This is a genomic window from Pantoea sp. SIMBA_079 (assembly GCF_046940275.1).
GTDB classification, from domain to species: domain Bacteria; phylum Pseudomonadota; class Gammaproteobacteria; order Enterobacterales; family Enterobacteriaceae; genus Pantoea; species Pantoea borealis.
In genome coordinates this window covers 75,869-101,392 of record NZ_JAWRYR010000012.1, presented here as the reverse complement: position 1 = coordinate 101,392, position 25,524 = coordinate 75,869, and the positions used below count along the sequence as shown (strand labels likewise).

The following is a 25,524-nucleotide window of genomic DNA, read 5'->3' as shown; positions in this document are numbered from 1 at the left end:
CGCCCCTGGCCAGTTCCTGGCAACGTCAGCCAGGGCGCCATTAATGGCGCCCCTGCGAAGGGTTCAGATGCCGTAGGGGGGCGCATTCATGCGCCCCTGGCCAATTCCTGGCAACGTCAGCCAGGGCGTTATTAATGGCGCCCCTGCAAAATGTTCAGATGCCTGCGGTTCGCTGCTTACTGGGCGGTGGGCTTGACCATGGCGTTGCCGGGCTTATGCTGCGCCAGATACTGCTGCTGAAAAATGCACATGCGGATGGTGTTACGGTATTCACCATTGATAAAAAATTCATGCTTCAGCACGCCTTCAACTTCAAAGCCGAGCTTACTGTAGATATGAATCGCCTTCTCATTCTCCTGATCAACAATCAGATAGAGCTTGTAGAGATTCAGCACGGAAAAACCGTAATCCATGGCCAGCCGGGCCGCCTTGCTGGCTAAACCCTTGCCCTGATGGCCTGGCGCGATGATGATCTGAAACTCAGCGCGACGGTGCACATGGTTAATCTCCACCAGCTCAACCAGTCCCGCTTTTTCCTCTTCATATTCGACCACAAAGCGCCGCTCGGTCTGATCGTGAATATGCTTGTCATAGAGATCGGAAAGCTCAACAAACGCCTCATAAGGCTCTTCAAACCAGTAGCGCATCACGCTGGCATTATTATCCAGCTGATGAACAAAATGCAGATCTTCCCGCTCCAGAGGGCGTAATTTCACCGTCACAGGCTGCTCCTTGCGTTAAGAGATTCAGAAAGCGGCCGCCGGATACCGGAGGCCGCATAAGCGAAAGGCTAACTGACAATGCGTCCCTGCGCCATATGCGCCGCGCGATCGCACATATGATCGATAACATCCGGATCGTGGCTGACCAGCACCATGGTCAGTCCGTCGTTCTGCTTGAGATCGTTCAGCAGGTTGAGGATCTCCGCCTGCACCGACATATCCAGCGCTGATGTTGGTTCATCCAGCAGCAGAATTTTAGGTTCCAGCAGCAGTGCGCGTACAATCGCCACGCGCTGGCGCTGTCCGCCCGAAAGCTGATGCGGATAGCGATCCGCCAGCGCCGGATCGAGACCGACATGACGAAAACCTGCGTCGATGCGCTCATTGATATTGTCGCGCTTCAGCAGCTTCAGGGGCTCCGCCAGCGTGCGGCGCAGACGATGACGCGGATGCAGCGAGGCATAGGGGTCCTGAAACACCATCTGCACATCGCGCCGCAGCTGGCCGGTAAAGGCTTTACCGGGCTGCACCGCCGTCTGCGCCAGCGTCATCTCGCCCTGCCAGTGCGGGTTCAGCCCGGCCAGCACCCACAGCAGCGAGGATTTACCGCAGCCGGAGGGACCGACCAGGCCAAAACATTCACCGGCAGCGACCTGCAGCGAGACGTCATGCACTACGGTACGCAGCTCATAGCCGTGCTTATGGGCAACGCTCAGGTTTGATAACTCAATCATTCTCTCTCTCCAGCGCAGCGCGATCCAGCACCGGCAGACGTTCGCCGTGCGTCGCCTTACCGGGACGACAGGCCCACAGCGTGCGGGTATAAGGGTGAGTGGCATGAGAGAGCTGTGAGGCCGGCAGCGTATCAAGCAGCCGGCCCTTATACATCACCATTACCCGTTCACAATGTTCTGAGACCTGCTGCAGATCGTGACTGATCAGCAGCAGCCCCATATTACGCTGCTCAACCAGACGGCGGATCAGCGCCAGCACCTGGTCGCGCATGGCGTGATCGAGCGCGGAGGTCGGCTCGTCGGCAATCAGCAGTTCCGGATCGGTGATCAGCGCAATCGCCAGCATCACGCGCTGGCCCATGCCGCCGGAGAGCTGATGCGGGTAGCGCTTTATCAGCTGACGCGGTTCGGGCAGGCCAACGGCTGCCAGCATCTCATACACTTTCTCGCGGCGTTCAGCGCGGCTCAGCTTACGATGCAAAATCAGCGGCTCTTCTACCTGCCAGCCAATAGTACGCGTCGGGTTAAGCGCATATTTCGGGTCCTGCATCACCATCGCCACTTTGCCGCCGCGCAGCGTGATCCAGTCACGCTCCTGCAGACGCTGAGCATCAGCGCCGGCAATCTGCAGACGTTCAGCCTGCAGCTGCAGGGAAGGGGAGAGCAGGCCCATCAGCGAGCGTGCGGTGAGTGATTTGCCGGAGCCGGATTCACCGACCAGCGCCACGCGTTCGCGGCCAATCTGAAAGCTGATGTTATCCACCAGCAGTGCTTCGCCGCTGCGGATGCTCAGCCCGCGGGCATCAATCAATAACTCATTTTGCATGGCGGGTATCCAGTCGATCGCGCAGGCCGTCGCCTGTCAGGTTAAACGCCAGGCTGGCGAACAAAATCGCAGCGCCGGGCGCCGCAGCTACCCACCACTGATCGAAAATCACTTTACTGCCTTCGGCAACCATTGAGCCCCATTCGGCGGTAGGAGGCTGTACGCCCATACCGAGGAAACCGAGACCCGCAGCAGAAAGAATAATACCGCCGAGGCTGAGTGCAGCACGCACGACGGCAGTTGGCAGGCAGAGCGGCAGAATATGGCCGAACATCAGCCGCAGGCCGGTGATCCCCTGCATGCGCGCGGCGGCAAGATAGTCGCTGCGGCGCAGCGCCAGCGTCTCTGCACGCGCCTGGCGGGCAAACGGCGGCCAGCTGGTCAGCGCCAGCGCCAGCGCGCCATTCATCAGGCCCGGACCGAGCATGGCGACCAGCGCCAGCGCAATCACCAGATTCGGTAACGACAGGAAGATATCCGTAATGCGCATCAGCACGCGCTCGGTCCAGCCGCCGACATAACCGGCGGTAATACCAATCAGTAATCCCACCGGGATCGTCAGTACCAGAATCAGCGACACCAGCAGCAGCGTCGGGCGCGCACCGTAAATCACGCGCGACAGCAGGTCGCGGCCAAAGCCGTCGGTGCCAAACCAGTGCAGGGCGGAGGGCGGCAGCAGGCGCTGGTTAATGGTCTGCACATTCGGATCGAACGGGGCCAGCCACGGTGCCAGCAGCGCCATCGCAATCAGAATCACCACCAGCGTCAGGCCGATGGAGAGGGAAGTCACGCGCGCCCGACGACGACGCGGACGCACGCTTTCCAGTTCGTGAAGTTGTTGAGTCATCGGGTTCTCGGATCGGTTAACCAGGTCAGGGCATCAGCCACGGCGTTGAGCAGAATAAAGCAGCCGCCAATCAGCAGCGTGGCGCCGAGGATAGCCGGCACATCCGCTGAAAACAGGGCATTGGTCATGTAACGGCCTACGCCCGGCCAGGCGAAGACGGTTTCTGTCAGCACCGAGCCTTCCAGCAGCGTGGCATACGAGAGCGCAATCACGGTGATCAGCGTACCGGTGACGTTGGGCAGAATATGACGCAGCAGGATGCGCGTACGGCCTGCGCCTTTTGCACGTGCCAGCACCACATACTCTTTGCTGCTCTCTTCAAGCAGCGCCGCACGCAGCAGGCGGGTGATGCCCGCCATCGCCAGCAGGCCGAGAATTACCACCGGCAGCCAGAGATGCGCAATCGCATTACGGAACATCTCCGGATCGCCGGAGAGCCAGCTGTCGATCAGCACAAAGCCGGTTTTGGGCTCCAGCGTGTAGACCCAGATATCATCCAGCTGACCCGGTCCGGCGGACCAGTGCAGCACCGCGTAGAACAGCAGCAGACCCAGCAGCCCGAGCCAGAACACCGGCACCGAATAACCCAGCAGCGAAATAAAGCGCGCCACGTTGTCGATAACACTGCCTGGCTTCCACGCGGCCAGCAGCGCCAGCGCCACGCCAAACACGGCGGCAAAGATCATTGCGCAGGTGGCCAGCTCAATCGTAGCCGGAAAGGTACGCAGCAGATCGGCGCTCACCGGCTGATTCGTCAGATGAGAAAGACCTAAATCGCCGCGCGCCAGATGACTGATATAGCGCCAGAACTGCACCAGCACCGGCTGGTCAAGTCCGAGATCGTGCCGCACCTGCGCATAGGTTGCTTCGCTGGCGTGATCGCCGGCAATCTGCTGCACCGGATCAACCGGCGAAAGGTGCGACAGCATAAAGGTAAACGCCAGCAGCCCGAGCAGCGTCACCAGCAGCGAAAGCAGGCTGGTGACAAGGCGGCTGCCGCGCTGCCAGAGTGACCGGGCGAACCCGGTCTGTGAAGCAGATACGGACATTATTTAGAGACCTGCGCGTAATACACCATATCGGGGTTGATGCCCTGCACATAGCCTTTCAGATTGTCGCGCAGCGCAACCAGATTACGCGCCTGCAGGCCAATCACGTACGGGGAGTTTTTCAGCACTTCGCGCTGCATCGCCTGGTACAGCTCTGCGCGTTTGTTGCTGTCCGCTTCCGCCGTGGCAGCCAGCGTCTGCTTGCTCAGCTCCGGAATGTGCCAGTCAGAGCGGTAGGCGATGGTTTTGCTGCCATCTTCCGGATTATAGGCAAAGGAGGCGGCGTTGGTGTTGGGATCGAAATAATCGGCACCCCAGGCGTTCAGCGTCGCCTCAAACTGATGCGCTTTAACCCGCGTTGAGACTTCAGAGCTGAGGCCCGGCTGAACCTCAACTTTTACCCCGCCCTTCGCAAAGCTGCCCTGCAGCGCCTGAGCGATATCAAGATAAGGCGGCTGATTGCTGGTGGAGAGCGTAAAGCTCACATTCGTCAGGCCCGCTTTCTTCAGAATCGCTTTGGCTTTTTCCGGATCGTAGCTGTATGGCGTTTCATTCAGGGCGCCTAAAAAGCCTTTAGGCAGGAAGGTCTGGTGCACTTCAAACTGACCTTTCAGCAGGTTGTCGGCAATGCCTTTATAATCGAACAGATAGCGCGCCGCTTCCCACAGCGCCGGGTTTTTCAGCACCGGATCTTTGCCGACGTTAAACTGAATGTAATAGAGCGACGCCATCGGGATCGCATCGGTTTTGACCCCCGCTTTGCCTTTCAGCGCGGCAATCTGGTCGGCGCCCAGGTTACGTGCGATATCCACATCGCCCTGTTCCAGCAGCAGACGGCGCGCCGCAGGTTCCGGTACGTTTTTGATCAGAATATTTTTCAGCTTCGGCGCACCGGCGGGTGAAGAGGGGTTTGCCGACAGCAGAACCGCTTCATGCAGTACTACCTTGCGGATCTGATACGGGCCGCTGCCGGCAGAGTGGGTTCCCAGCCATGCATGACCGAAATCGCCGTTTTTCGCATTAGCCTGCGCTGTTTTTTCATCAATGATTGAAGAGACCGGCGCCGAGAGCAGGCTCAGCACATAGGCCGGGCTGACGTTAGCGTTCCAGCTGATCTGAACGTGCTGGTCATCCACCTTTTTCAGGAAGCTATCAACGTTATCTTTATTCCAGCCGAGCTGCGTCAGAATAAAAGAGGGGTCGAGATTCAGTTTAACCACGCGACCCAGTGAGAAGATCACATCTTCCGGGCGCAGTGGATTGCCGCTGGCAAAGGTCGCATCTTTACGCAGCTCAAACGTCAGGCTGCGGTTATCGCTGCCTGGCTGCCATGAGGTCGCCAGCGTCGGTTTCAGGTCGGTCGGGTTTTGCGGATCGGACTGGACCAGGCGCTGATAGATATTGGTGAATGACTGTACCGTGGTGAGTTCAAAACCCTGCGCCGGATCGAAGCTGTCAGCATCATCGGTAGACTGTGCAATTACCAGCGTATCTTTGGGTGTGGCAGCGTGCGCAGAGAAGGCGGCCGCCAGCGACAGCGCCAGCAGTGAGGGAATAATTGTTTTCATGTTGTTTCCTTGCCTTAAAAAAGTAACGCGAGTTTACGAGAGCGTACCAGTGAAGAATAGTCTATTTATGGCTATGCATATGCTTTTAGGTTCTAAGACCGGCGGTTCTGTTATAAGGGTTATGGCCGATAATAACCAGCATAGTACGCATCAGATACGCTTTTTCAGAAATGTTTCAGCCCCGGATTTTGTGCGGACTTACCGGGTCACAACCGCAAACCATTAATAACGTGCTCAACCAAACGGCAACAGAATTTAGATAAACCGCTCATGCGTTATATTCAGCTTTACTTCACTTGTTGCACAAATATAATAACGGCAACTAACTATCTGGAGGATCTTGTTGAACAGTCAACCTTATCGATGGCGATACAGGGCAAGCTGACGCACCGATCCTTTTGCTGCTGCTTGCCTCTCAGGCGGGCGGCACGTTCTGTTCTCTGCAGAATGCTCCCGAAAACGCAATGCTGATGGCGAACATAGATTCGCGGGAGTAATTTATGCCTCTGATTTACAAAGCGCTATTTCCACCACCCCGATGCGCACGCTGATCCTCAGCGTGCACCCGTCTGCTGTGCGTTAACCCTGACTTCGCATTCTCAGTCAGGCGTTGCGCCATACACATTTAATCACTCACTTTTATTCGGTGCAGGATCGTGACGTCTTTTATTAATTAAAGACGCGTAATATTTTCGCCCGATAATAGCGGGTTCAGCGTGCTGATTATTTATCAGGCTCTCTCTGTTTATATGCGCCAGGCGCAGGATAGCGCTTGCCTGAATAACACCATCGGGGTGTCACATGAACAATATGAAATATAAGCTGCAACGGGATAACCGGAAAAAGGATCTGCGGTCGCCGTTTTACCGCATTGAGCAGGAAACCGGCTTTACTGCAGATGAAACGCTGGTACGGCTGTGCAGTCAGGCTTCGGGCCTGACCGAAGAAGAAGCTGCGGCACGCCTGCGCCGCTATGGCCCTAACGATGCCCGGCATATTGACGCGCCACCGGCGCTGCTGCAGCTGCTGCAGGCGTTCAGTAATCCATTTATCTATGTGCTGATGGCGCTGGCCGCGGTGAGTTTTTTTACTGATTACTGGATCCCGCGGCGGCAGGGCGGGGAGACCGACCTGACCGGGATCGCGATTATCATCACTATGGTAACGCTGAGCGGATTACTGCGTTTCTGGCAGGAGTTTCGCACCAGTAAAGCAGCCCAGGCGCTGAAATCGATGGTGCGCACGACCGCAACGGTGATACGGCGTACGTCGCTGCAGGCGTCGCCGGTACGCAGGGAAGTGGATATCGCGGATCTGGTACCGGGGGACATCATCTGCCTTTCCGCGGGCGATCTGGTGCCGGCCGATCTCCGCCTGCTGGAGTCGCGCGATCTGTTTATCAGTCAGGCGATCCTGACCGGCGAGTCGCTGCCGGTAGAAAAATATGACGTCACCGGCCATGTCACCAGTAAAGCGGCGGGCGGATGCGAACAGAGCGCGTCGCTGCTTGAGTCAGGCAGCATCTGCCTGATGGGCACCAGCGTGGCCAGCGGCTGCGCAAAAGGGGTGGTGGTCGCCGCCGGCAGCGATACCTATTTCGGCAGTCTGGCAAAATCGCTTACCGGTAAACGCAGCCAGACGGCGTTTGATCGCGGGGTAAACAGCGTCAGCTGGCGGCTAATCCGCTTTATGCTGGTTATGGTGCCGGTGGTACTGCTGCTTAACGGCCTGACCAAAGGCGACTGGCTGGAAGCCTCGTTGTTCGCACTGGCGGTCGCAGTGGGCCTGACGCCGGAGATGCTGCCGATGATCGTCAGCTCGAACCTGGCAAAAGGGGCTATCGCCATGTCGCGTCGCAAGGTGATTGTGAAACGCCTGAACGCGATTCAGAACCTTGGCGCGATGGATGTGCTGTGCACGGATAAAACCGGCACGCTGACGCAGGATAACATTACCCTGGCACAGCACGTGGACTGTGCCGGCGTGGAGAACAGTCGCGTGCTGATGCTGAGCTGGCTTAACAGCTTTTACCAGAGCAGCACCGCTAACCCGATGGATCGCGCCATTCTGAACTATGGCGGCGCGCGTATGGGCGGCGCTATTAATGATGCATGGAGCAAGATTGATGAGCTGCCGTTTGATTTTGTCCGGCGGCGCGTGTCGGTCGTGGTACACAATCGCCGGCTTAACCAGCAGCTGCTGATCTGCAAAGGGGCCGTTGAAGAGATGCTCAGCATCGCGGTCGCAGAGCGTGAAGGCAGGCTAATACAGCCGCTGAATGACACCCGTCGCGCGGAACTGCTGGCGCTGGCGCAGGGGTATAATCAGCAGGGGTTTCGCGTGCTGCTGGTGGCGAGCCGCGTACTGGATGAGCCGGGTCTGCAGCAGGCGCTGAACGTTGCAGATGAGCAGAACCTCACCATAGAAGGGATGCTGACGTTTCTTGATCCGCCTAAAGCCAGCGCGGCTCCGGCGGTCAGCGCGCTGCGTGATAATGGTGTCGCGATAAAAGTCCTGACCGGTGACAACCCGGTGGTGACCGCGCGCATCTGTGCAGAGGTGGGTATCGACAGCGGCGCGATGGTAACCGGTGAACAGCTGGCGCGGATGAGCGATGAGCAGCTGGCGCAGACTGTGCAACAGAGTGCGGTGTTTGCCAGACTCACGCCGCTGCAGAAGTCGCGTATTGTGACGGCGCTGCAGCAGCAGGGGCATACCGTGGGTTTTCTGGGTGATGGCATCAATGACGCCCCGGCGCTGCGCGCGGCCGATGTCGGGATCTCCGTGGACAGCGCGGCGGATATCGCTAAAGAGTCCTCCGATATTATCCTGCTGGAGAAAGATCTGCGGGTGCTGGAGGAGGGGATCATCAAAGGACGTGAGACCTTTGGCAACATCATCAAGTACCTGAACATGACCGCCAGCTCTAACTTTGGCAACGTCTTTTCGGTGCTGGTCGCCAGCGCATTTATTCCGTTTCTGCCGATGCTGGCGATTCATCTGCTGATTCAGAACCTGATGTATGACATCTCGCAGCTGGCGATGCCGTGGGACAAACTGGATAAAGAGTTTCTGCAAAAACCGCGTAAGTGGGACGCGCGCAATATCAGACGGTTTATGCTGTGGATCGGGCCGACCTCCTCTCTGTTCGACATCACCACTTTTGCGCTGATGTGGTATGTGTTTGCCGCAAATACGCCAGAGATGCAGTCGCTGTTTCAGTCGGGCTGGTTCGTTGAAGGGCTGCTGTCGCAGACGCTGGTGGTGCATATGCTGCGCACCCGCAAAATCCCGTTTATTCAGAGCCGCGCCGCACTGCCGGTATTGCTGACCACCGCCTGCGTCATGGTCGCCGGGAGCCTGCTGCCGTTCTCATCGCTGGGAGCCAGCGTCGGCCTGACGCCGCTGCCGTGGTCCTATTTTCCGTGGCTGGTGGCGACCCTGACCGGCTACTGCCTGGTGGCGCAGGGTATGAAAACCCTCTACATCAAACGTTTTGGTCAGTGGTTCTGATCCGCAGGAGGTGCGATGAAAAAGCCGGAACTGACAAAGGTGGTCTGCCACCTGGTGTTAATGATGACGGTGATTACCGTGCTAACGTTAGTGTTACGTTAGTTCATCGCGGGCAGCATACGCTGCCCGTTTCGCTATCTGTCCGGGAGAAAAATATGAGCCAGTCACAACGCGCGTTGGTTATCGGTGCTTCAAAAGGGATCGGGCTTGCGGTGGTACAGCAGTTTTTGCAGGCGGGCTGGGACGTGACCGCCACCTTCCGCCGCACGGCGATCTCATACCAGCACGAGCGGCTGCGCTGGCTGGCGCTGGATATCACCGACGGCGCGGCGCGTGCGGCGCTGCTGCAGCAGTTACAGGGTGAGCAGTTTGATGCGGTGCTGATCAACGCCGGCATCTTTGGCCCGGATGCGCAGCAGCTGCAGCAGGCAGAGGATGCGGAGCTGAGCGAGCTGTTTCTCACTAATGCGGTGGCCCCGGTGCGGCTGGCGGAGAGCCTGCTGCCGCTGCTGCGTGATAAGCAGAGCGTAGTCGGGATCACTACGTCACAGCTGGCGAGCCTGAATGAAAACCGCGTCGCCGCGATGCCGCTCTACTCGGCCAGCAAGGCGGCGCTTAATATGCTGAGCCGCGCGCTGGCAAAAGAGATGCGGCCGCAGGGGGCGACGCTGCTGTCGCTGCATCCGGGCTGGGTAAAAACCGATATGGGTGGCGAGAACGCCGATATCACAGCGGAAGAGAGCGCAGCAGGGCTGGTTGCGCAGCTGCAGCGCTATCGCGGCGAGGGCGGTCATCACTACCTTGATTATAAAGGCGACGCGCTTGCCTGGTGATGTTTCAGGCCGGTTTACGCGTCGTCAGGCGCGTAATACTGCACCCCAATCTCAATGCGCTCCCGACCACCGGCCACGCGGTGCCGGTTGGTATCACGCAGTGAGTAGATGCAGCCGCAGTACTCCTGCTGATAGAAGCGCTCGCGTTTGCTGATCTCAATCATGCGCGATGAGCCGCCGCCTTTACGCCAGTTAAACTCCCAGTAGAGCATATCCGGATAGTGCGCCGCCGCCCGCACGCCGCAGTCGTTGATCTGCTTCATATCCTTCCAGCGTGAAATTCCGAGCGAACTGGTGATCACCGGAAAGCCGTGCTCGTGCGCGTAAAGCGCGGTGCGTTCAAAGCGCATATCGAAACACATGGTGCAGCGTACGCCGCGTTCCGGCTCCCACTCCATGCCGCGCGCGCGCTCAAACCAGTTATCTTTGTCGTAGTCAGCATCCACGAACGGCACGCCAGACTGCTCAGCAAAGCGGATATTCTCCTCTTTACGCAGCTCATACTCTTTCAGCGGATGAATATTCGGATTGTAGAAGAAAATGGTGTAGTCGATGCCGGAAGCGAGCATCGCTTCCATCACTTCGCCGGAGCAGGGCGCGCAGCAGGAGTGCAGCAGCACTTTATTGTGTCCGCCGGGCAGCGGCAGCGGCTGACGTGTGAAGGTTTCAGACATAAGTAACCGTTAAGCTTGCAGAGGATAGGCGTAGTGTAGGGAGTTACGGCACCGGATGCAAAATGCGGCAGTAGAAAAACAAAAAGGCCGCAGGGCGGCCTTTTCATCACAGCAGTGCAGCTTACTCGCTGACTTTCTGTTTCAGATCGCTGGCACCTTCTTTGGTTTTGTTCCAGCCTTTCTGTGCGCCTTCTTTGGTCGCATCCCAGCCTTTCTCAGTGCCTTCTTTGGTCTTGTTCCAGGTTTTCTGGGTGCCTTCGCTGGCTTTGCTGGTCATGCTGTCGCTTTCGCCTTTCGCCGCGTGCTTCGCTTTAAGACGCTGCTCTTCGCCCTGATGCTGCGCCTGATGCAGTTTCTCTTTCGCTGTGTTAGCGCCAGCCTGAGCGTTAGCGACCGTATCGTCAGTTGCGTGTGTGGTAGCCGCAAACGCGGAAGAAGCCAGCAGGAAAGCAGATACAGCAATAATGGTCTTTTTCATCATAGTCCCTCATTTAACGTATTTGGTGATATGAGCGTAGTTAAGAGTGGCACACTGAGCAACGTTGCGCTCCAGGATAAAACTGTAAGTGAATGAAAACGTGCTGAGGGGTTGGGTTAGCTGTGAAAGTGGCTGCAGGGTATTACTGCTCAGTGGCGGATTTTGAAATGGTGAATGCAGGTTTTGGGGTGATTTATGGTTTGGATGGGTGGGGGAGTTGTATGGGCGGAGAGGGAGCAAAGGAGAAATGAAAGTGCTGCACGGTAAGCCTGGGTTAATAAGCAGGAGGTGCAAAACCCTGTGGGGATTATGTTATGGAGGTTTTAAAGGGCTGGCGGAGTCTGAATAAGTTTCGCAAGTTCATGAAATTAAGAGTTTTTCGTCAATTCAACTTTGTTCCGTGTACCTAAACGTGTACCAATTATTGGATCTCATACCCCGGAACGGCTGCGCTAGGATACCGAATGCTCGGCGCTAAATCCAAAATAAAATGATTTAAGGGAAAAGTGTTCACACTGTTCACTTTTGTTTTTTATTCATCAAATTCATTTGGTTAGGTGGTGAAGGGTTTGCGGCAGGATGTACACGAGTGTGCACTAGGGGTGATCACCTTGACCGAGATGATAAAAACCGAGCTGCTCCGGTTTTTGAGAGGCAGATACTGCTAATTGACAGTCAATCTGCCTCGGTGTCATCGTATGTGGGTATTAAATTATGGCTAATTAATAATTGTAAATCTTAGCTGTTTCAATCAATGAATCTAAAATTAGTTTTTTAACTTTAAATTCATTTACTTTCTGCTCGGCAGTTAAGTTTTTGAGGTTTCTTTTAGGCTCTAAAAGTAGTTCGATTTGTAAATCAATAATAGGTTGAACGACTTTTATTTTACCTAGATTAACTTTTGCATCAGGCATCGCAAAGTTTAATGTGTCATCACGCTCGACGGTTTTAATTTTACCTCCTTTTCCCATGAATAACTTACCCACGCCATTTTCATGATCATAAGAATTATCTTTCACGTAGTCATCATCATAGAAACTTGGTTGAAATTCTTTGTAAATTTTGAAAATTGGTTGAGCTATAAAAATGCAAGGAGTGTATAATTTAGAATCAAATATTTTTGGCGACATCTTCTTTGTTGCTCTACCAAGAATAACATCTACTGTTTCAGAATCTGGAGTTGGGATTTCGAGTTTTCTATATGGAAATCCTAGTTTTCTAGAGACTATAAGATCTGAAGAGCAATTTACAAAAATTAAATTATTAACTCTAAGAGTTAGCGCTGTAGGACTAAGCATAAAACCAATTGTATTAATTCCTGAAATGTTGAGCGTTTTACCTTCTTGGTAAGTGTTGGTAATTGAAAGATATCTATCTTTTATTCCTTTTCGCTGATTGATATAATACTTTGGAGTCATTCTGAAAAAGTCTTTGTTAAGGTACTTTACCCCTAGCCAAGCACTTATGCGAATTTTATCAAACCAATCAAGTAATAATTCAATGTCCAAGCCAGTTACATCTTGGTCAAGTAGTAGTTTTTCCATGATGGGTTTAACTTTCCCCTCAATTACCGCAAAGGCATCATTGCATGATTTACATGCTGGGAAAGTGTATGAAAGTGAGTTAAATACTATCTCTTTTTTTGTATCCCAGTTTGACCCTACTGACATTTCTTTTTTATCAAACCCGGTCATTTTTAATAACCACTTTGGGAATACATGTTCTTTATTTTTATCGTTAGGTTGGTTGCCACAAAAAACGCACGCTGGTTTCATCCCTTTGTTCCTTGATGTTTAATTGTTTTATTTATTATCCTTCTTAATGTTTTTTTGTCAATGAAAAAGGTTGGTATTTATAAATGAACGTGTGAAGGGGTGTAGTGATGATATTAATTAATCCTGTATTTGCTAATTATAACTCAACTGTTTAGGTGTTTTATTAGTGCTGAGATTTATTGTTATTTCTAATGTAAAGGTTGAAGTTTCTAAACTTTATTTCTCTGAAGTGATTCTTATCTTGTCGCTCAATGCTTAATTCTTGATATTAAGATTGCTATCAAATTTCTTCGGTAAGAAATAAAAAACCGGCCTAAACCGGTTTATATCAAATGACATTATCAGGCGCTACATGCTGGCAGCCAATCTGCCTCGCTGTCTTCGTGCAGCGTAAGATTGGTCTGTATGCCATTATTCGTCCGGCGCTTGAGCAATACTCGCTCATACTCCTTCAGCGTCTGCGGCACAGCTTGGCCGAAAGCTGTCAAGCTGAGCGGGTGCTGATGGCCACGCGATTCCATAAACGATAAATAAGCATGGTAGAGATAGCGCTTCGGGTTTATCGGGCGAATGTTGGCGTTACCGATAAACAGCCCATTCGGCGTGCTTAGTGGCATCAGGTAGCCACAGAAATCGACCAGCGGATCAGCCTGTCGCTTTATCTCCAGCGCTTCGCCGGATGACTGTTGCGCCTGCAACAGCTCGCGCGCTTCGTTCGGTGAAGTAAAGCGCTGCATCAGGTGACGAACAATCACGGCCAGCTCGGCACTGATTTTGTCGAGTAGCTGCGGGTCGCGCTCTTTCGCCGGTATTACTTCCGGGAACGTCAGGATTACCCGGCGACGCGACACGCCACCGCTGCGATCGCTGAAACGCATTGGATTGTTGTTCACCGCTAGAATCACCGCTGGGATATGGGTTGAATAGGCATCGCGATACTTTGGATCGATAGCTACCGCATCGCCGCCGGTAATCGCCTTAATGCCAGCTCCGTCGCCGCTCCACTTTTCCTGATCAGGCAGAATAATAAGCGAGAATCCCACCACGCTGGCACGCTCGCGTGATGATTCCAGTGTGTCGATAGTGGCGGACGTGGTGTTATCCCGGCCAGCAAGCAACGTGGCGATCGAGGCTAATACGCTTTTCCCGCTTCCGCCTGGACCGGTCACTTCCAGGAACATCTGCCAGTCATAGCGGTTTGCCAGCACCATAAATAACGCCGCGAGGATGCGCTCCTGCTTATCGTGATTATGCGCGGCCGCCCGTGTTAACCAGCGGTAAAAGTTAGGGGCATGGTCTGCAAGATTTTCGCCGGAACGCGGCGCGGAGTAGTCAACGCTGTTGACCGTGCGCAGCCAGTTCTCACGGCGGTGCGGGCTGAACGTGCTGTTCGTGGTATCAAAAACGCCGTTGCGAAAACCAATCAGGCGGCGCGGCGGTTCACCCATCTGCGGCACCATAAGCTTGAGCGTGTCGAGCACGCTGCCAATTCCGGCTGCTGAAAACGGTGCGCGCACCTTCTGGAACAGCGCGGCGATTTCGCGGCGCAGCATCTGCACCGGCATCACCTGCCACGCGCCGTTCTCATACCGGCAGATTTCCTCCCCAACAGGCGGCACGGCCAGCGCCTGCCCGTAGTGCTCGACCAGTAGTTCTGCCTTTTCGCTGGCGCTCATGGCTTTAAGATCGGCTTCGCTGACGGACTCAAACGGGCTTGGCTTATGGGGCTGAGTGAAGGCGGTGAGAAGTGCCTGCGTTGTGATGTCGCCCTGTGCCTGCCAGACGTCATTCCAGTCGCCGGTTTCTGGCGGCAAAGCGGCCTTACCGTTGCAGGCTTTTGCTGCTTCTTCGGCTTTGAGCTGGCCTGTGCCGTTGTCGTCACGATCGGCGGCAATCAGCATCAACGCATCAGGATTGATTTTGCGTAACTGCGCGGCCAGCGATGGCAGGTTATTCGCGCTAAGCGCCACGTAAACCGGCTGCCCCGTCAGGCGCTGCACCGTCAGGCCTGTTGCGTAGCCTTCGGTAAGCCACAGCGTTTTGCCGTCAGGCTCGCCTGCAAGGTGATAAGCGCCTTTGACCTGTCCGCCGGGCAGGGTGCGCTTGTCGCCAGCGGCATTAATCAACTGAACATTGACGGCGTTGCCAGTTTCATCGGTCAGCGGGACTAGCAGATCACCGGCTACAAAACTGACACCGCCACAGCGCAGCCCGGCGGCCAGCGTTAACGCTGGCGTGCTGTGCAGCCCTTTCGATAGAAGGTAGGCGTTATCCGTGCGGCTGACGGCTGCGGCGATCAGCTCGTACGCCCGAGCGGTTGCCTCGGATTGTACAGCAGCTTTATCCACTGTGTTCACCGGTGCTTTTGATGCCGGGGGCAGTGCGCCGAGCATGTCAGCGATTTTGAGCGCCGCCTCTTTGGCATTTACGTCTAGCGCCTTCTCAACCAGATTCAGGCCGTCACCGGCTCCGCACTGATTACAGTGCCACGTCCCGCGCCCGTCCTGATTATCAAAGCGGAAACGATCTTTGCCGCCGCAAACCGGGCATGCGCCGTGTCTGCCGCTGGCGTGAATGCTGATGCCGAGCGCGGGCAGCAGTTGCGGCCAGAATCCGGCGGCCGCTTTTACCGTGTCAGAGACAATGTGTTTCATCTGCTCGATCTCCCTTAATGCAACGTGGCGCGGCGGGTTGCGGCAAGCTGGCTGCAGAACAACTCATCCATCATGGTTGCACCAAGACGCGTCAGGCGCGGCGGTGCTGTCAGCAGGTCAGGTTCAACCATATCGCCGAGCATTGTGCAGGCCATTTCCATTCCGGCTTCCGCGCCGTGGCGGCGCACATAAAACCCTTCCAGCTCAAGCGCGATGGTCATCTGCAGCTCGTCGAGTGTTGCTGTAACGGTGATGCCCAGCGTTTTGCAGGCATTGAGATAACCCTGTGCCAGCGCACGACGGTAAACGGCAATACGGACTTCAACGGGTAAGCAGGAATTATTAGCGGTCATCATGGCGAGCCTCCGTGGCAAGAATCAGGGAATCACAGGTTTCAACGACTTTACCGAGCTGATCGGTGAGAAGGGCAACGACAGAGGCCAACGCGGCGCTGTCCGGTACGCAACTTGGGGCGCTGAGGCAATTAACCGAATCGAACATATCGAGTACGGTCACGCCAACCGAGTGAGCGTGCAGCAGGCGCAGATAGTCTGCGTGCGGGATTGAATAGGTGCTGCGGCTGTTAGTGAGTTCGGCAAGCCTATTCATGCGGTCACCGCCTTTACCGGTACATGACCGGCAAAGCACAGGACATAGTCGCGAATGAAATTGGCGCGGGCTGTGCGCTCGTCTTTTGCGGCAAAGCGAAGCATGCAGGGACGGGCAGCGCGATCGGTGCGGCGCACAGCGGCGAAAATAAAGGTGAATTCGAGATGAGCGGTGTTAGTAACCGTAGCCAAGATGGCAGTCTCCTTGAAGTAGCTGTAATAACTACCACCGGAGTTCCTACGCTCATTGGTGGTAGCCCAGACGGGGGTAGGAATACCGGCCTTCAAGGACACCGGCCAGCCCGAAGGCTGCCCCGCCTGAGCCACCATTATTTTGACGGCACAACGGCATAAGAACCGCTGCGCTAAAAAATGGCGCACTAAGGCAACGACATAAAAAAACACGCATGGCGCGTGTATTGTCGCCTTGAAGTAACTCGGGTTCCTACGCCCGGCTGCCGATTTTGCGGCAGCGCGAAAACTGTATAACGACCGCTCGCCAGAGAAAAGGCTTTTTTCGTTCATTGCAGCGATTTCCTTAGCAATCGGTCAGGACTTGATCGGACTGCTGCGGATTTGATCGGAGTGTGCTGTTAGTTCTGCTTCTCTTCCGTTTAGCCGAGTCAGCTTTATTACCCAGCACCGAAATATGGCCGTGCATTCCGCTGTTAAAGGCCGGTGAGGCTGCAGGCTTATTACTGACCGCGCTTATGAGGCTTTCGGCGATGTAGACCGCTTCATCTTTGGTTAGTGGAAATGAGTCAATGCCAAAGTTTAAGGTGATCATGCAGCACCTCCGGCGCGTTGTGCGATGCGCGACTGCATCCAGCCATCAATTTCAGATGCCAGCCAGGCAACGTTTTTACCACCGAGGGAAATCTGCGACGGAAACTGCTCACGGCTGATAAAGTCATAAATCGTAGAGCGTGACAGACCGCAGGTGTTGATAACTTCGGGCAGGCGCATAAAGCGATCACGGGGATAGGAAACTTCACCAGTTAAAGGCGTCATTGGGTTTGTAGAAGATGAAACAGAGTGCATGGCGTTACCTTTTTTTAGTCCGACCGGAGCTGTCCGGTTACGGGTGTGTCTTTGGGTAACTCCCTATTTTGAGCATATTTTTTCTATTGTAAACAAGCCCTAAAGGCTACTAAATGAGCAATTTTGAATTCTGTTATACCCTGTTATCTCCTGTAAGTATCTATAGGTATTTTTGACAAAAAAACTTCAAAATTATTTTAATTGATAGGTAAAGACAATCATTAGAAGCTAGCCAGGAAAAGAGTCAATTTTTTGAGCCGTGAACACTAGTGAATACCGGGTGAATACTTTGCGGCTAACTGTTCACTACTTTAATTACTGTATTTACTATATTTTTTATCTTAGTGAACAGTAGTGAATAGTTTAATCAGAACTAAAATTCGTTAAAGCATGAATTAGGCAAGATTTCGGGTTTGCTTGCTGAGCGACAGGCAGAAAGCAATGAAATGATTCGTCCGTTGGTACACGACAGAATGTGCTCATCCTTTACAGACGATGCGAGACAACGATGAGCACTACAGAAAATAAACCTGCGTCACTGATTCGATTTGAAAAAGCGCGCGCCGAGCACACGGCAAAAATGACGGCGTTTAACGCTGTCGCTGCTGACATCACCCGTTGTGAGAAAGAACGTCAGGAAGCTATTGAGGCGGGTAAAGAAGCAGAGAGCTACTGGCGCACTAGTTTTCGAAAACTACGTGGCAACCTCACGGCCGAACTTCGTGCCGAACATTCGCAGCGCATCGCCAGCCGCGAGCTGGCCGATGAATTTGCGGGATTGCTGAAAGAACTGGAGCTGGATAAGCAATTTGCCATGCTGCGCTGCTGTGCCAGCGGCAAAGAATACGTTGAAGCACACCAGACAGCCTTTACTGAGTTTGCTGACGCGCATTGGGAATCGGCATTGCGTAACGTAAGCCCTTCGCTGCTATGGGCAATCAAATTGCGCCTCCAGCGCGAAAGTATCGCATCCACTTTCGTCGGTGAAGATCGCGACACAACGCGCGACATAGCATGGCTTGTGGGGAATGCTTTGACTCGCGCGGCGATCGCGCTGCCTGAAAGTATTTTGAAAGAAGCTCCATTACTGGAAAATATCGGTCTGTATCGCCCTGCGCTGACCGGCGTCGATATGGAACTATATAATTCGCCGGTACGCCGCACCAAAATGGCTATATCAGTTCAGGCACAGCTCGATGAATTGAAGGGAGGCGACCAAAAATGATGCATTGTCCGTACTGCAAAAGCCCGGCGCATGCGAAATCCAGCCGCTATATGTCCGAGCAGGTAAAAGAGCGTTATCACCAGTGCACAAATCTGGATTGCTCCTGCACATTCAAAACGAACGAGAGCATTACTAAAGTCATCACCGCGCCACCGCCGGAACCCGTTGAGGAAGTCGTGTCGGTGCCGGTTAAGGAACGGCAGACGTTAGGCCGATATGGATCAGCATTCCGCAATACTCACTAACCTTACAGCCGCTGCCCCAATAGCGGCTTTTTTGTTTCTGCAGTTCGTCGTTTGAAAGCTTTTTTCTGGCAAGCCGGTTTGTAAAGAGCCATGCATGTATAGAGTGCATGGATTCGCATGCAAAAATATGCGTTTGTGGGATAGGTTCAGGCCATACAGGGCGCGGCTTAGATGGCTTTATGCACCTGCATGATAAGCGGTACATAAAGCGGGCAGGCGTGGCGGGGATAGCATTGCGCGCGTCTATGACAGTCCCCATAAAGATTCAAGATTTAGAGTATCGCTCTGAGGAGCCATATCTTCAGTAAGCCGTTCCATCTGTACAATCAAAGGAGTATGGAAAGCAGTTCCTGAGACAATACAGGCTCCAGGGGGAAGGGTAGGAATTAATGACCTTGATGCAGAATCAAGAGTGCTTAACGTATTTTTTAAAAGAAAGAGATCATTTTCATTCACCAATCGATGTATGAAGTAATTATGTAGCTGTGAAATGATTGTGGGTGATATATCAAAAGGTCGCTGGCTTGATATAGTCACAAAATAACCAAATTTCCTACCCTCTTTAATTATTTCTTCAAATAATTCTAATCTATAGTCTTTCCAACTTTCAGCTTCTCTAGTTGAACTTTCTGATAATATATTGTGTGCTTCATCAATAATCAAATGGAAACTTTCGCAATCATTATCTGTCGATTTGTGGTCTAAGAATGAGCATTTTGCAATCATCATGGGAATGGTTTTTTTTATTGATTGATTGCAGTGTTTTAAAGATACAATAGTAATAGGTAATCGTTCTGATTTTAAATTCGACACTCCAATCACTTTCGATAATGAGGGGCCGGTTGCGGTTATCTTGTTGATTAGCGGCGATATGTGTTCATATTGGACGTAGTTTTTTGATACGGAATTAATTAACTGCAACGTTGAGCGTATGAAAATTTCATCGAAAACAGAATTGGCAATAAGTGAGCTGTTATATGTTGTTTTTAAATTATCTATGGCATCGTCAGGATGATTAATCCAGTTATTCGGATGGTCATATTTATTTTGAGTTGAGTGCCATGTGAAATGGGCTAATTCATCAGAGATTGACTTATGATCTCTCTCTGGGAAATATGGTATTAAGCCTTTGAGTAATGTTATCGTTTCTCTATGCTGGTTAGTTCCAAACATGATTGAAATTGATCTTTTAAGATATGTGTCGAGGTTGTTGTCATATTCATTTTTATTTCTTACTAAATGGGTTAGGAACGGTTTTTGGGTTTTTTCAGTTGCTGAGAATAGGACTGATAGTAGCTCATCATCCCAAAATTCACCCTCTGAGAAATGTAACTTATCTTGAGGGGTTTTCGTATTTAACTCTACGGTTTTGCTTATTTCAGGGAAGCTTTTAGCTAAGGTTCCATATTCGCCATTGAAATCTATCAGTGTAATTTTTGATTTCTGTTTGAAGTCGATGTTATCCATGACGAGAGTGAGAAGAGAATGGTATAGTTTTGCCAGAGTATTTGATTTTCCACTGCCAGTATTTCCAAAAATACCTATGTGCGAGTTAAATACACCATTAATAGGTATGCTGATTGGCAACTCTTCAAGGATTGACTTGCCGATGTCAATTAAAGGGGTATCATTTGATTTTCTGAAGTTGTAAATTTCAGAAATCTTCTCGTCTGATATTAAATAAAGCTGATCATTTATCATCGGAAGGAATTTAATTCCAGAGTGGAATCGTCCTTCAAAGAAGTAACCTAATATACTAAGTTCAATGAATCTATCATATTTTTTTTGCTCAATCTCATCCTGTCGAATATTGAAATTTTCAACAATTTCTTCGCCGATTATTTTTCCTACTATATCCTGATACCCCTTTCGAATTAGAACGAATTCATTAATAGCTATTCCTCTGAGGATTTTTCCATGATGAAAGTAAGTTGACTGATACAGAGCATGGTCAACTTTCGCTACTACCATTGTTCCTTTTACTTGAGTAACATAACCAACATTTAATCCGTCCATGAAATCCAATCTCCGTTATCAGATGTAAAAATCCTATCTATAAAAGTATCAAAAGAAATATTGTGGGCATCGATTTTGGGATATATGTACGTTATTCTTGAATCATTGATTGTTTCATTTATTGATCGCCGACTATCCTTGCTGTAGCAAAAAATAAAAACTTTCAATGTTGGATTGCTGAGAGAGCGCTTAATTATTTCTAAAATATGCTCATCTTGGAATGAGAAACCAAAGCATATTAAAACAGTTTGAGGTTTTTCAAGTTCATAGCTCAAGAGACGAAGGCTTTGGTAATAATGTTGCTGGAAAACAGTTTCAGAAAACTTTTCTTTTGTAGGGCTTACTATTGCCAATCTGTCATAGTCAACTCTAAAATCAGCAAGGCTATCAATATCTTTTTTACTAAGATCTAAGTAGTCAGAAAGGTCTTCATCTGTGTCATTAAAGTTCTTAGTAAAATCATTTATATCTATACTGCATTCTAACTTGGTTTTTTCTGGTGCAAACTTTGGGTAGTCAATGTTAATTTTTTGTTCATTATTTTTATTCCATGATACGGAACCATGCATCTTTATTATATTAACTGTTGGGATTTCTTGTTTATATAGATCGTGTGTTCCTTGATGCCAATGTGATAAATGGAAATTGCTGATGTTTAGGCTTCGCTCTCTAAATCCCAATGCTCCATCATTGAAATAAAAGCTTTTTTTGTTAAGGGCAATATCAGCTGCTGTTTCAAAAAAGAGATCATAGTTTGTAGTGAAAATATTCCCTCTTTTTATTTGGTTCGAGCCTTTTCTTTCCAATAGGGAAACCAGTTCATACAAAAATCTATTGTAATCTTGTAAGGTTTTAGAAAATTTCTTGGGTGTAGGTTTTGGTTCAATGCAAAAGGTTTTATGAATAATGTTGTTATAATAGGCGCTTAATATGTAGTTTTCTACATCTGTTTTACCTTTAATGTCACTATGTGAAAGTAAGGTTTCATATGTTGTATCTTTATCTAACCACAGAGTTGGTATGTATGTAGCAGAGGCTCCAGAACCGAACAGGAAATTTATATTCTTGTCATAAATATTTGATGCCCTGCAAGGGAATTCTTTATCCATTATTTAAACTCCTTATGCTTACTCACTTGTGTACCCCACCAATTCATCAACTCAATTCTCTGTTCTAAATAAATTGAGCGATTATAAGCTCTACGAACTTCATTTTTATCCGTATGAGCTAATGCTGACTCGATCACATCAGGATTTAACCCAGCTTCATTCATTGCTGTACTCGCGATTGAACGTAAGCCATGAGCGACGAGTTTACCTCCAAAACCAATTCGCTTTAATGCTGCGTTAGCCGTTTGACTATTCATTGCTTGCTTGGGATTATTTCTACTAGGAAAGACATGCTCTCTGTTGTTGCTTATTGATTGCATAACATCAAGTATATACATAGCTTGTGAAGAAAGTGGAACAATATGCAAGCGCTTGGCTTTCATACGCTCTGCTGGAATAGTCCATAGCTTAGCATCTAGATCGATTTCGTCCCAACGAGCCCCCGCAGCTTCAGAAGGTCGAACAAGAGTAAGAAGCTGCCACTCAATTAGACAGCGTGTTGGAATTGATAAGTTAGACATCATCAATGAGTTTATTAGTTTTGGTAGTTCCTCAGGTCTAAGCGTCGGCATGTTTTGTTTTTTTGGCTTTTCGAAAGCCATCCCAACGCCAGACGCTGGGTTTGCATCGATCAAACCGATATTAACCGCGTAAATCATAATCTCGTTAATGCGCTGCACTAACCGGCGAACTGTCTCAAGCGCCCCGCGAGCTTTAATCGGCTCCAATGCTTCAACGATCGTTCTGGCTTTGAGTGTTTGGACAGGAATCTCACCTATAGAAGGGAAGATGTCTTTCTCCAGCGATCGCCAAATATCCTTCGCGTAATCCTCAGTGACGCTTTTGCTTTTGAGCTGGAACCACCTCCCGGCCACAACTGAAAAAATGCTATCCAGTTCGATTTGACGTTGCTCTGACACTTCCTCTTGCTGCTTCTGCGGGTCAATCCCTTGCGCAAGCATCGAAAGATATTGGTCACGCATTTGGCGTGCGACAGCAAGCGTTAGGGCAGGGTAAGAGCCTAGGCTGAGATTTGTACGACTGCTGCTTTCTGGCCGCTGGTAGCGAAAACGCCACAGCTTCTTACCGGATGTTTTCACGAGCAGGAAAAGTCCGTCGCCATCGTGAAGCGTGAAGTCTTTCTCTTGAGGCTTAGCTTTGAGGATTTCGTTATTGGTGAGGGGGCGTGTCATCCGCGCCATGACTGGTTTCCGTCCATAATTGGTACACGTTTTTGGTACACATTATAACGTGTACCAATTCGTGTACCAATTATCTCTGGATTCAGGCGGATCGTCTCGGAAGGTTACAGACACAAAAAAGCCCGCAGGGCTTGTGCCATGCGGGCTTTCAGGACTTCTACGGATGACTCTGGAATCATCTTCGAAGGATTTTGGTGGAGCTGGCGGGAGTTGAACCCGCGTCCGAAATTACTACACCGTCGGTACTACATGCTTAGTCAGTCTTTACATTCGCCTGGCAGCTGCGGACAGACACGCCACTGACAGACTAGCCTGATTAGTTTTAACGCTTCAACCCCAGGCAGGGCATCCACGCGATCTCTTTTGGGTTTGACCTCTCTTGATCCCCGTCCTAAGAGCGGAGGCTAGGGAGAGAGGGCTCTAAGCAGGTTATTAAGCTGCTAGTGCGTAGTTTTCGTCGTTTGCGACTATTTTTTTGCGGCTTTTTACGAGGCAAACCGCCCCTCGGCATGCACCTTGGGTTTCGCGAATCCCGTCGAATCCAGAATCAGCCCCAAGTTGTTAAACTGTAGCGCAAATCTATAAAAGAATCCAGTGCTTAACGGCTGGCGCTCTTCATAATTCGTGCTTTGTCCATCTTCCACTCGCGATCTTTAATATCAGAGCGCTTGTCATGCTCTTTCTTACCGCGTGCAACGCCGATTTTGAGCTTGGCCCAGGCGTTTTTCCAGTAGAGCGAAAGCGGTATGATGGTATAACCGTCGCGATTAACGCTGCCAAACAGTGAAGCGAGCTCGCGCTCTTTCAGCAGCAGTTTGCGGGTGCGCGTAGGGTCGCATACCACGTGCGTTGAAGCACCGATCAGCGGCTGGAACGTGGCGCCGAACAGAAACGCCTCGCCGTCGCGCAGCATGATATAGCTTTCGCTGATATTGGCTTTACCGGCGCGCAGTGCTTTGACTTCCCATCCCTGTAACGACAGACCCGCTTCGAACTCCTCTTCGACGAAGTATTCGTGGCGCGCGCGTTTGTTGAGGGCAATGGTGGCTGAACCGGGTTTGTGAGCTTTTTTCTTTGTCATAGTGCGGCGTAGTCTACATTACTCAGTTTGTGGGCGCATCCCCATGTCCTGCGGGGCGGTAAAAAACATCCTATTTTAGCACAGCTGGCAAAAGCATGAATTTTTGTTTAATGGCTTAAAATGGTATAATTCAACGGTTTTGTGACCAACAGGAACCCTTATGGCCCAGATTAGTCGTTCAGCGCTGGTCCCCTATAGCGCTGAGCAGATGTACCAGCTTGTGAATGACGTGGATGCCTATCCTGAATTTCTTCCCGGCTGCACCGGCAGTCGCGTGCTGGATAACAGCGGTCATCAGATGACTGCTGCGGTTGATGTCTCAAAAGCGGGCATCAGTAAAACCTTTACCACGCGTAACACGCTAACGGATAACCAGAGCATTCATATGCAGCTGGTTGATGGCCCGTTCCGTAAGCTCACCGGCGGCTGGAAATTTATCTCGCTGGGTGATGACGCCTGCAAAGTTGAGTTAAGTCTCGACTTTGAGTTCACGAATATGCTGGTTGAGATGGCATTCGGGCGCGTGTTTAAAGAGCTGGCAAACAGTATGGTGCAGGCGTTTACCCAGCGCGCCAAAGAGGTCTATCGTGACTAAAATCCGCGTGGAAGTGGTGTATGCGCTTCCGGATAAGCAGTATCTGCGTGAGGTCACGCTGGAGCAGGGCGCCACGGTAGAGCAGGCGATAGAGGCATCAGGCCTGCTGCAGCTGCGCCGCGATATCGATCTGGCAAAGAATAAAACCGGGATCTTCAGCCGGCCGGTGAAGCTTGGTGATACGGTTGAAGAGGGCGATCGGGTTGAGATCTACCGGCCGCTGATTGCCGATCCGAAAGAGCTGCGCCGCCAGCGCGCTGAGCGTGCCGCGGTGAAAAAGTAGCTGACGTTAAGCATTAAAAAAGGCGCCCCGGGCGCCTTTTTTATTGTCATCAGCTTAATTATCTTTCTGGCCAGCGAGCCGCGGCTTGTTATCAATGTTCGTCAGAACACCGCTGCGATCAAAGGTCAGCGTCAGCGTCTGCTGCTTCACGTGCTCATGACCGGGTTCCTGACGGAAAATGTAATACCAGACGTTGCTGCCAAAGGGATCGTGCATCATCGGGGTGCCCAGCGTGTAGGCTACCTGCTGCTGCGTCATGCCGGTGTGGATCTTGGCGACATCGTTGGCGGCCAGGTAATTCCCCTGATTGATATCCGGACGATAGACAACGCGCTCCAGCGTGGAACATCCGGCGGTTGTCATCAACATTACCACTGCCGCAGCAGTCAGCGTCTTAAAGCGCATCTGTACATTCCTTTTTTCGGGCCAAACGCCTTTCAGCAGGC

General features: G+C 51.5%; 26 protein-coding genes and 1 other RNA gene. 6 read left to right on the top strand and 21 right to left on the bottom strand.

Annotated features, from left to right (window positions below; genetic code table 11):
• Positions 1–176: 176 nt before the first annotated feature.
• The 6 genes from speG to SB719_RS15255 all read right to left on the bottom strand — a co-directional run bounded on the left by speG (position 177) and on the right by SB719_RS15255 (position 5,746).
• Positions 177–722: a spermidine N1-acetyltransferase gene (speG, locus tag SB719_RS15280; protein WP_039379754.1), complete on the bottom strand. Its 546-nt coding sequence runs from the start codon at positions 720–722 to the stop codon at positions 177–179.
• A 68-nt stretch (positions 723–790) separates the two neighbouring features.
• Entirely contained in the window at positions 791–1,456 is a 666-nt protein-coding gene (locus SB719_RS15275; RefSeq protein WP_065648632.1) for an ABC transporter ATP-binding protein, read from the bottom strand.
• A complete protein-coding gene (locus tag SB719_RS15270) occupies positions 1,449–2,282 on the bottom strand; it encodes an ABC transporter ATP-binding protein (RefSeq protein ID WP_314688156.1) in 834 nt (277 codons plus the stop codon). Before SB719_RS15270 ends, SB719_RS15275 begins: the two co-directional genes overlap by 8 nt.
• Positions 2,272–3,129: an ABC transporter permease gene (locus SB719_RS15265; RefSeq protein WP_065648634.1), complete on the bottom strand. Its 858-nt coding sequence runs from the start codon at positions 3,127–3,129 to the stop codon at positions 2,272–2,274. Before SB719_RS15265 ends, SB719_RS15270 begins: the two co-directional genes overlap by 11 nt.
• Complete coding sequence (locus SB719_RS15260) at positions 3,126–4,178, bottom strand: ABC transporter permease (protein ID WP_065648635.1); 1,053 nt, start codon at positions 4,176–4,178, stop codon at positions 3,126–3,128. Before SB719_RS15260 ends, SB719_RS15265 begins: the two co-directional genes overlap by 4 nt.
• Positions 4,178–5,746 (bottom strand): ABC transporter substrate-binding protein, encoded by a 1,569-nt coding sequence (locus tag SB719_RS15255; RefSeq protein WP_292970020.1) that lies wholly within the window; start codon positions 5,744–5,746, stop codon positions 4,178–4,180. Before SB719_RS15255 ends, SB719_RS15260 begins: the two co-directional genes overlap by 1 nt.
• An 801-nt stretch (positions 5,747–6,547) precedes the next feature.
• Here SB719_RS15255 and mgtA point away from each other — a divergent pair.
• Together mgtA and SB719_RS15245 are read left to right on the top strand one after the other, a co-directional pair.
• A complete protein-coding gene (gene mgtA / locus SB719_RS15250) occupies positions 6,548–9,259 on the top strand; it encodes a magnesium-translocating P-type ATPase (RefSeq protein ID WP_412159385.1) in 2,712 nt (903 codons plus the stop codon).
• 155 nt (positions 9,260–9,414) lie between these two features.
• A complete protein-coding gene (locus SB719_RS15245) occupies positions 9,415–10,092 on the top strand; it encodes an SDR family oxidoreductase (protein ID WP_412159384.1) in 678 nt (225 codons plus the stop codon).
• Positions 10,093–10,106: 14 nt separating this feature from the next.
• On the opposite strand, the gene SB719_RS15240 is transcribed toward SB719_RS15245, so the two are convergent.
• The 9 genes from SB719_RS15240 to SB719_RS15200 all read right to left on the bottom strand — a co-directional run bounded on the left by SB719_RS15240 (position 10,107) and on the right by SB719_RS15200 (position 17,322).
• The gene (locus SB719_RS15240; RefSeq protein WP_304235905.1) at positions 10,107–10,766 is read right to left on the bottom strand and encodes an epoxyqueuosine reductase QueH; all 660 of its coding nucleotides are present in this window, start codon (positions 10,764–10,766) and stop codon (positions 10,107–10,109) included.
• 121 nt (positions 10,767–10,887) lie between these two features.
• The gene (locus SB719_RS15235) at positions 10,888–11,244 is read right to left on the bottom strand and encodes a hypothetical protein (RefSeq protein ID WP_065650428.1); all 357 of its coding nucleotides are present in this window, start codon (positions 11,242–11,244) and stop codon (positions 10,888–10,890) included.
• Between the two features lie 722 nt (positions 11,245–11,966).
• Positions 11,967–13,019 (bottom strand): hypothetical protein, encoded by a 1,053-nt coding sequence (locus tag SB719_RS15230; protein ID WP_412159383.1) that lies wholly within the window; start codon positions 13,017–13,019, stop codon positions 11,967–11,969.
• Between the two features lie 341 nt (positions 13,020–13,360).
• Positions 13,361–15,673, bottom strand: coding sequence for a primase-like DNA-binding domain-containing protein (locus SB719_RS15225; RefSeq protein ID WP_412159382.1), 2,313 nt, complete (start codon positions 15,671–15,673; stop codon positions 13,361–13,363).
• A gap of 14 nt (positions 15,674–15,687) precedes the next feature.
• A complete protein-coding gene (locus tag SB719_RS15220; protein WP_412159381.1) occupies positions 15,688–16,029 on the bottom strand; it encodes a DUF5375 family protein in 342 nt (113 codons plus the stop codon).
• Positions 16,016–16,282 (bottom strand): hypothetical protein, encoded by a 267-nt coding sequence (locus SB719_RS15215; protein ID WP_412159380.1) that lies wholly within the window; start codon positions 16,280–16,282, stop codon positions 16,016–16,018. Before SB719_RS15215 ends, SB719_RS15220 begins: the two co-directional genes overlap by 14 nt.
• Positions 16,279–16,806 (bottom strand): host cell division inhibitor Icd-like protein, encoded by a 528-nt coding sequence (locus SB719_RS15210; RefSeq protein ID WP_412159379.1) that lies wholly within the window; start codon positions 16,804–16,806, stop codon positions 16,279–16,281. The genes SB719_RS15215 and SB719_RS15210 overlap by 4 nt, the downstream gene beginning before the upstream one ends.
• Positions 16,807–16,819: 13 nt before the next feature.
• Entirely contained in the window at positions 16,820–17,068 is a 249-nt protein-coding gene (locus SB719_RS15205) for a hypothetical protein (RefSeq protein ID WP_412159378.1), read from the bottom strand.
• Positions 17,065–17,322, bottom strand: a complete 258-nt coding sequence (locus SB719_RS15200) for a helix-turn-helix transcriptional regulator (protein WP_412159377.1) — start codon at positions 17,320–17,322, stop codon at positions 17,065–17,067. Before SB719_RS15200 ends, SB719_RS15205 begins: the two co-directional genes overlap by 4 nt.
• 508 nt (positions 17,323–17,830) lie before the next feature.
• Here SB719_RS15200 and SB719_RS15195 point away from each other — a divergent pair.
• Both SB719_RS15195 and SB719_RS15190 read left to right on the top strand, forming a co-directional pair.
• Positions 17,831–18,547 carry a hypothetical protein gene (locus SB719_RS15195; protein WP_412159376.1) on the top strand — a complete coding sequence of 239 codons (717 nt, stop codon included), beginning with the start codon at positions 17,831–17,833 and terminating at the stop codon, positions 18,545–18,547.
• Complete coding sequence (locus SB719_RS15190; RefSeq protein WP_412159375.1) at positions 18,544–18,792, top strand: ogr/Delta-like zinc finger family protein; 249 nt, start codon at positions 18,544–18,546, stop codon at positions 18,790–18,792. Before SB719_RS15195 ends, SB719_RS15190 begins: the two co-directional genes overlap by 4 nt.
• A 243-nt stretch (positions 18,793–19,035) precedes the next feature.
• On the opposite strand, the gene SB719_RS15185 is transcribed toward SB719_RS15190, so the two are convergent.
• The 5 genes from SB719_RS15185 to smpB all read right to left on the bottom strand — a co-directional run bounded on the left by SB719_RS15185 (position 19,036) and on the right by smpB (position 24,200).
• Complete coding sequence (locus SB719_RS15185) at positions 19,036–20,808, bottom strand: ATP-binding protein (protein WP_412159374.1); 1,773 nt, start codon at positions 20,806–20,808, stop codon at positions 19,036–19,038.
• On the bottom strand, positions 20,796–21,917 hold the full coding sequence (locus SB719_RS15180; protein ID WP_412159373.1) for an SIR2 family protein: 1,122 nt from the start codon (positions 21,915–21,917) through the stop codon (positions 20,796–20,798). The genes SB719_RS15185 and SB719_RS15180 overlap by 13 nt, the downstream gene beginning before the upstream one ends.
• Positions 21,917–23,119 (bottom strand): integrase domain-containing protein, encoded by a 1,203-nt coding sequence (locus SB719_RS15175; protein WP_412159372.1) that lies wholly within the window; start codon positions 23,117–23,119, stop codon positions 21,917–21,919. Before SB719_RS15175 ends, SB719_RS15180 begins: the two co-directional genes overlap by 1 nt.
• 192 nt (positions 23,120–23,311) lie before the next feature.
• Positions 23,312–23,674, bottom strand: a transfer-messenger RNA (tmRNA) gene (gene ssrA / locus SB719_RS15170).
• Positions 23,675–23,717: 43 nt separating this feature from the next.
• Positions 23,718–24,200 (bottom strand): SsrA-binding protein SmpB, encoded by a 483-nt coding sequence (gene smpB, locus SB719_RS15165; protein ID WP_065648644.1) that lies wholly within the window; start codon positions 24,198–24,200, stop codon positions 23,718–23,720.
• 160 nt (positions 24,201–24,360) lie between these two features.
• On the opposite strand from smpB, the gene SB719_RS15160 reads away from it, so the two are divergent.
• Entirely contained in the window at positions 24,361–24,795 is a 435-nt protein-coding gene (locus tag SB719_RS15160) for a type II toxin-antitoxin system RatA family toxin (protein ID WP_065648645.1), read from the top strand.
• Positions 24,785–25,078: an RnfH family protein gene (locus SB719_RS15155; RefSeq protein ID WP_199560443.1), complete on the top strand. Its 294-nt coding sequence runs from the start codon at positions 24,785–24,787 to the stop codon at positions 25,076–25,078. The genes SB719_RS15160 and SB719_RS15155 overlap by 11 nt, the downstream gene beginning before the upstream one ends.
• Positions 25,079–25,132: 54 nt before the next feature.
• Here the strand turns inward: SB719_RS15155 and bamE are convergent, their stop codons facing one another.
• On the bottom strand, positions 25,133–25,483 hold the full coding sequence (gene bamE, locus SB719_RS15150) for an outer membrane protein assembly factor BamE (protein WP_065648647.1): 351 nt from the start codon (positions 25,481–25,483) through the stop codon (positions 25,133–25,135).
• Between the last annotated feature and the right edge of the window lie 41 nt (positions 25,484–25,524).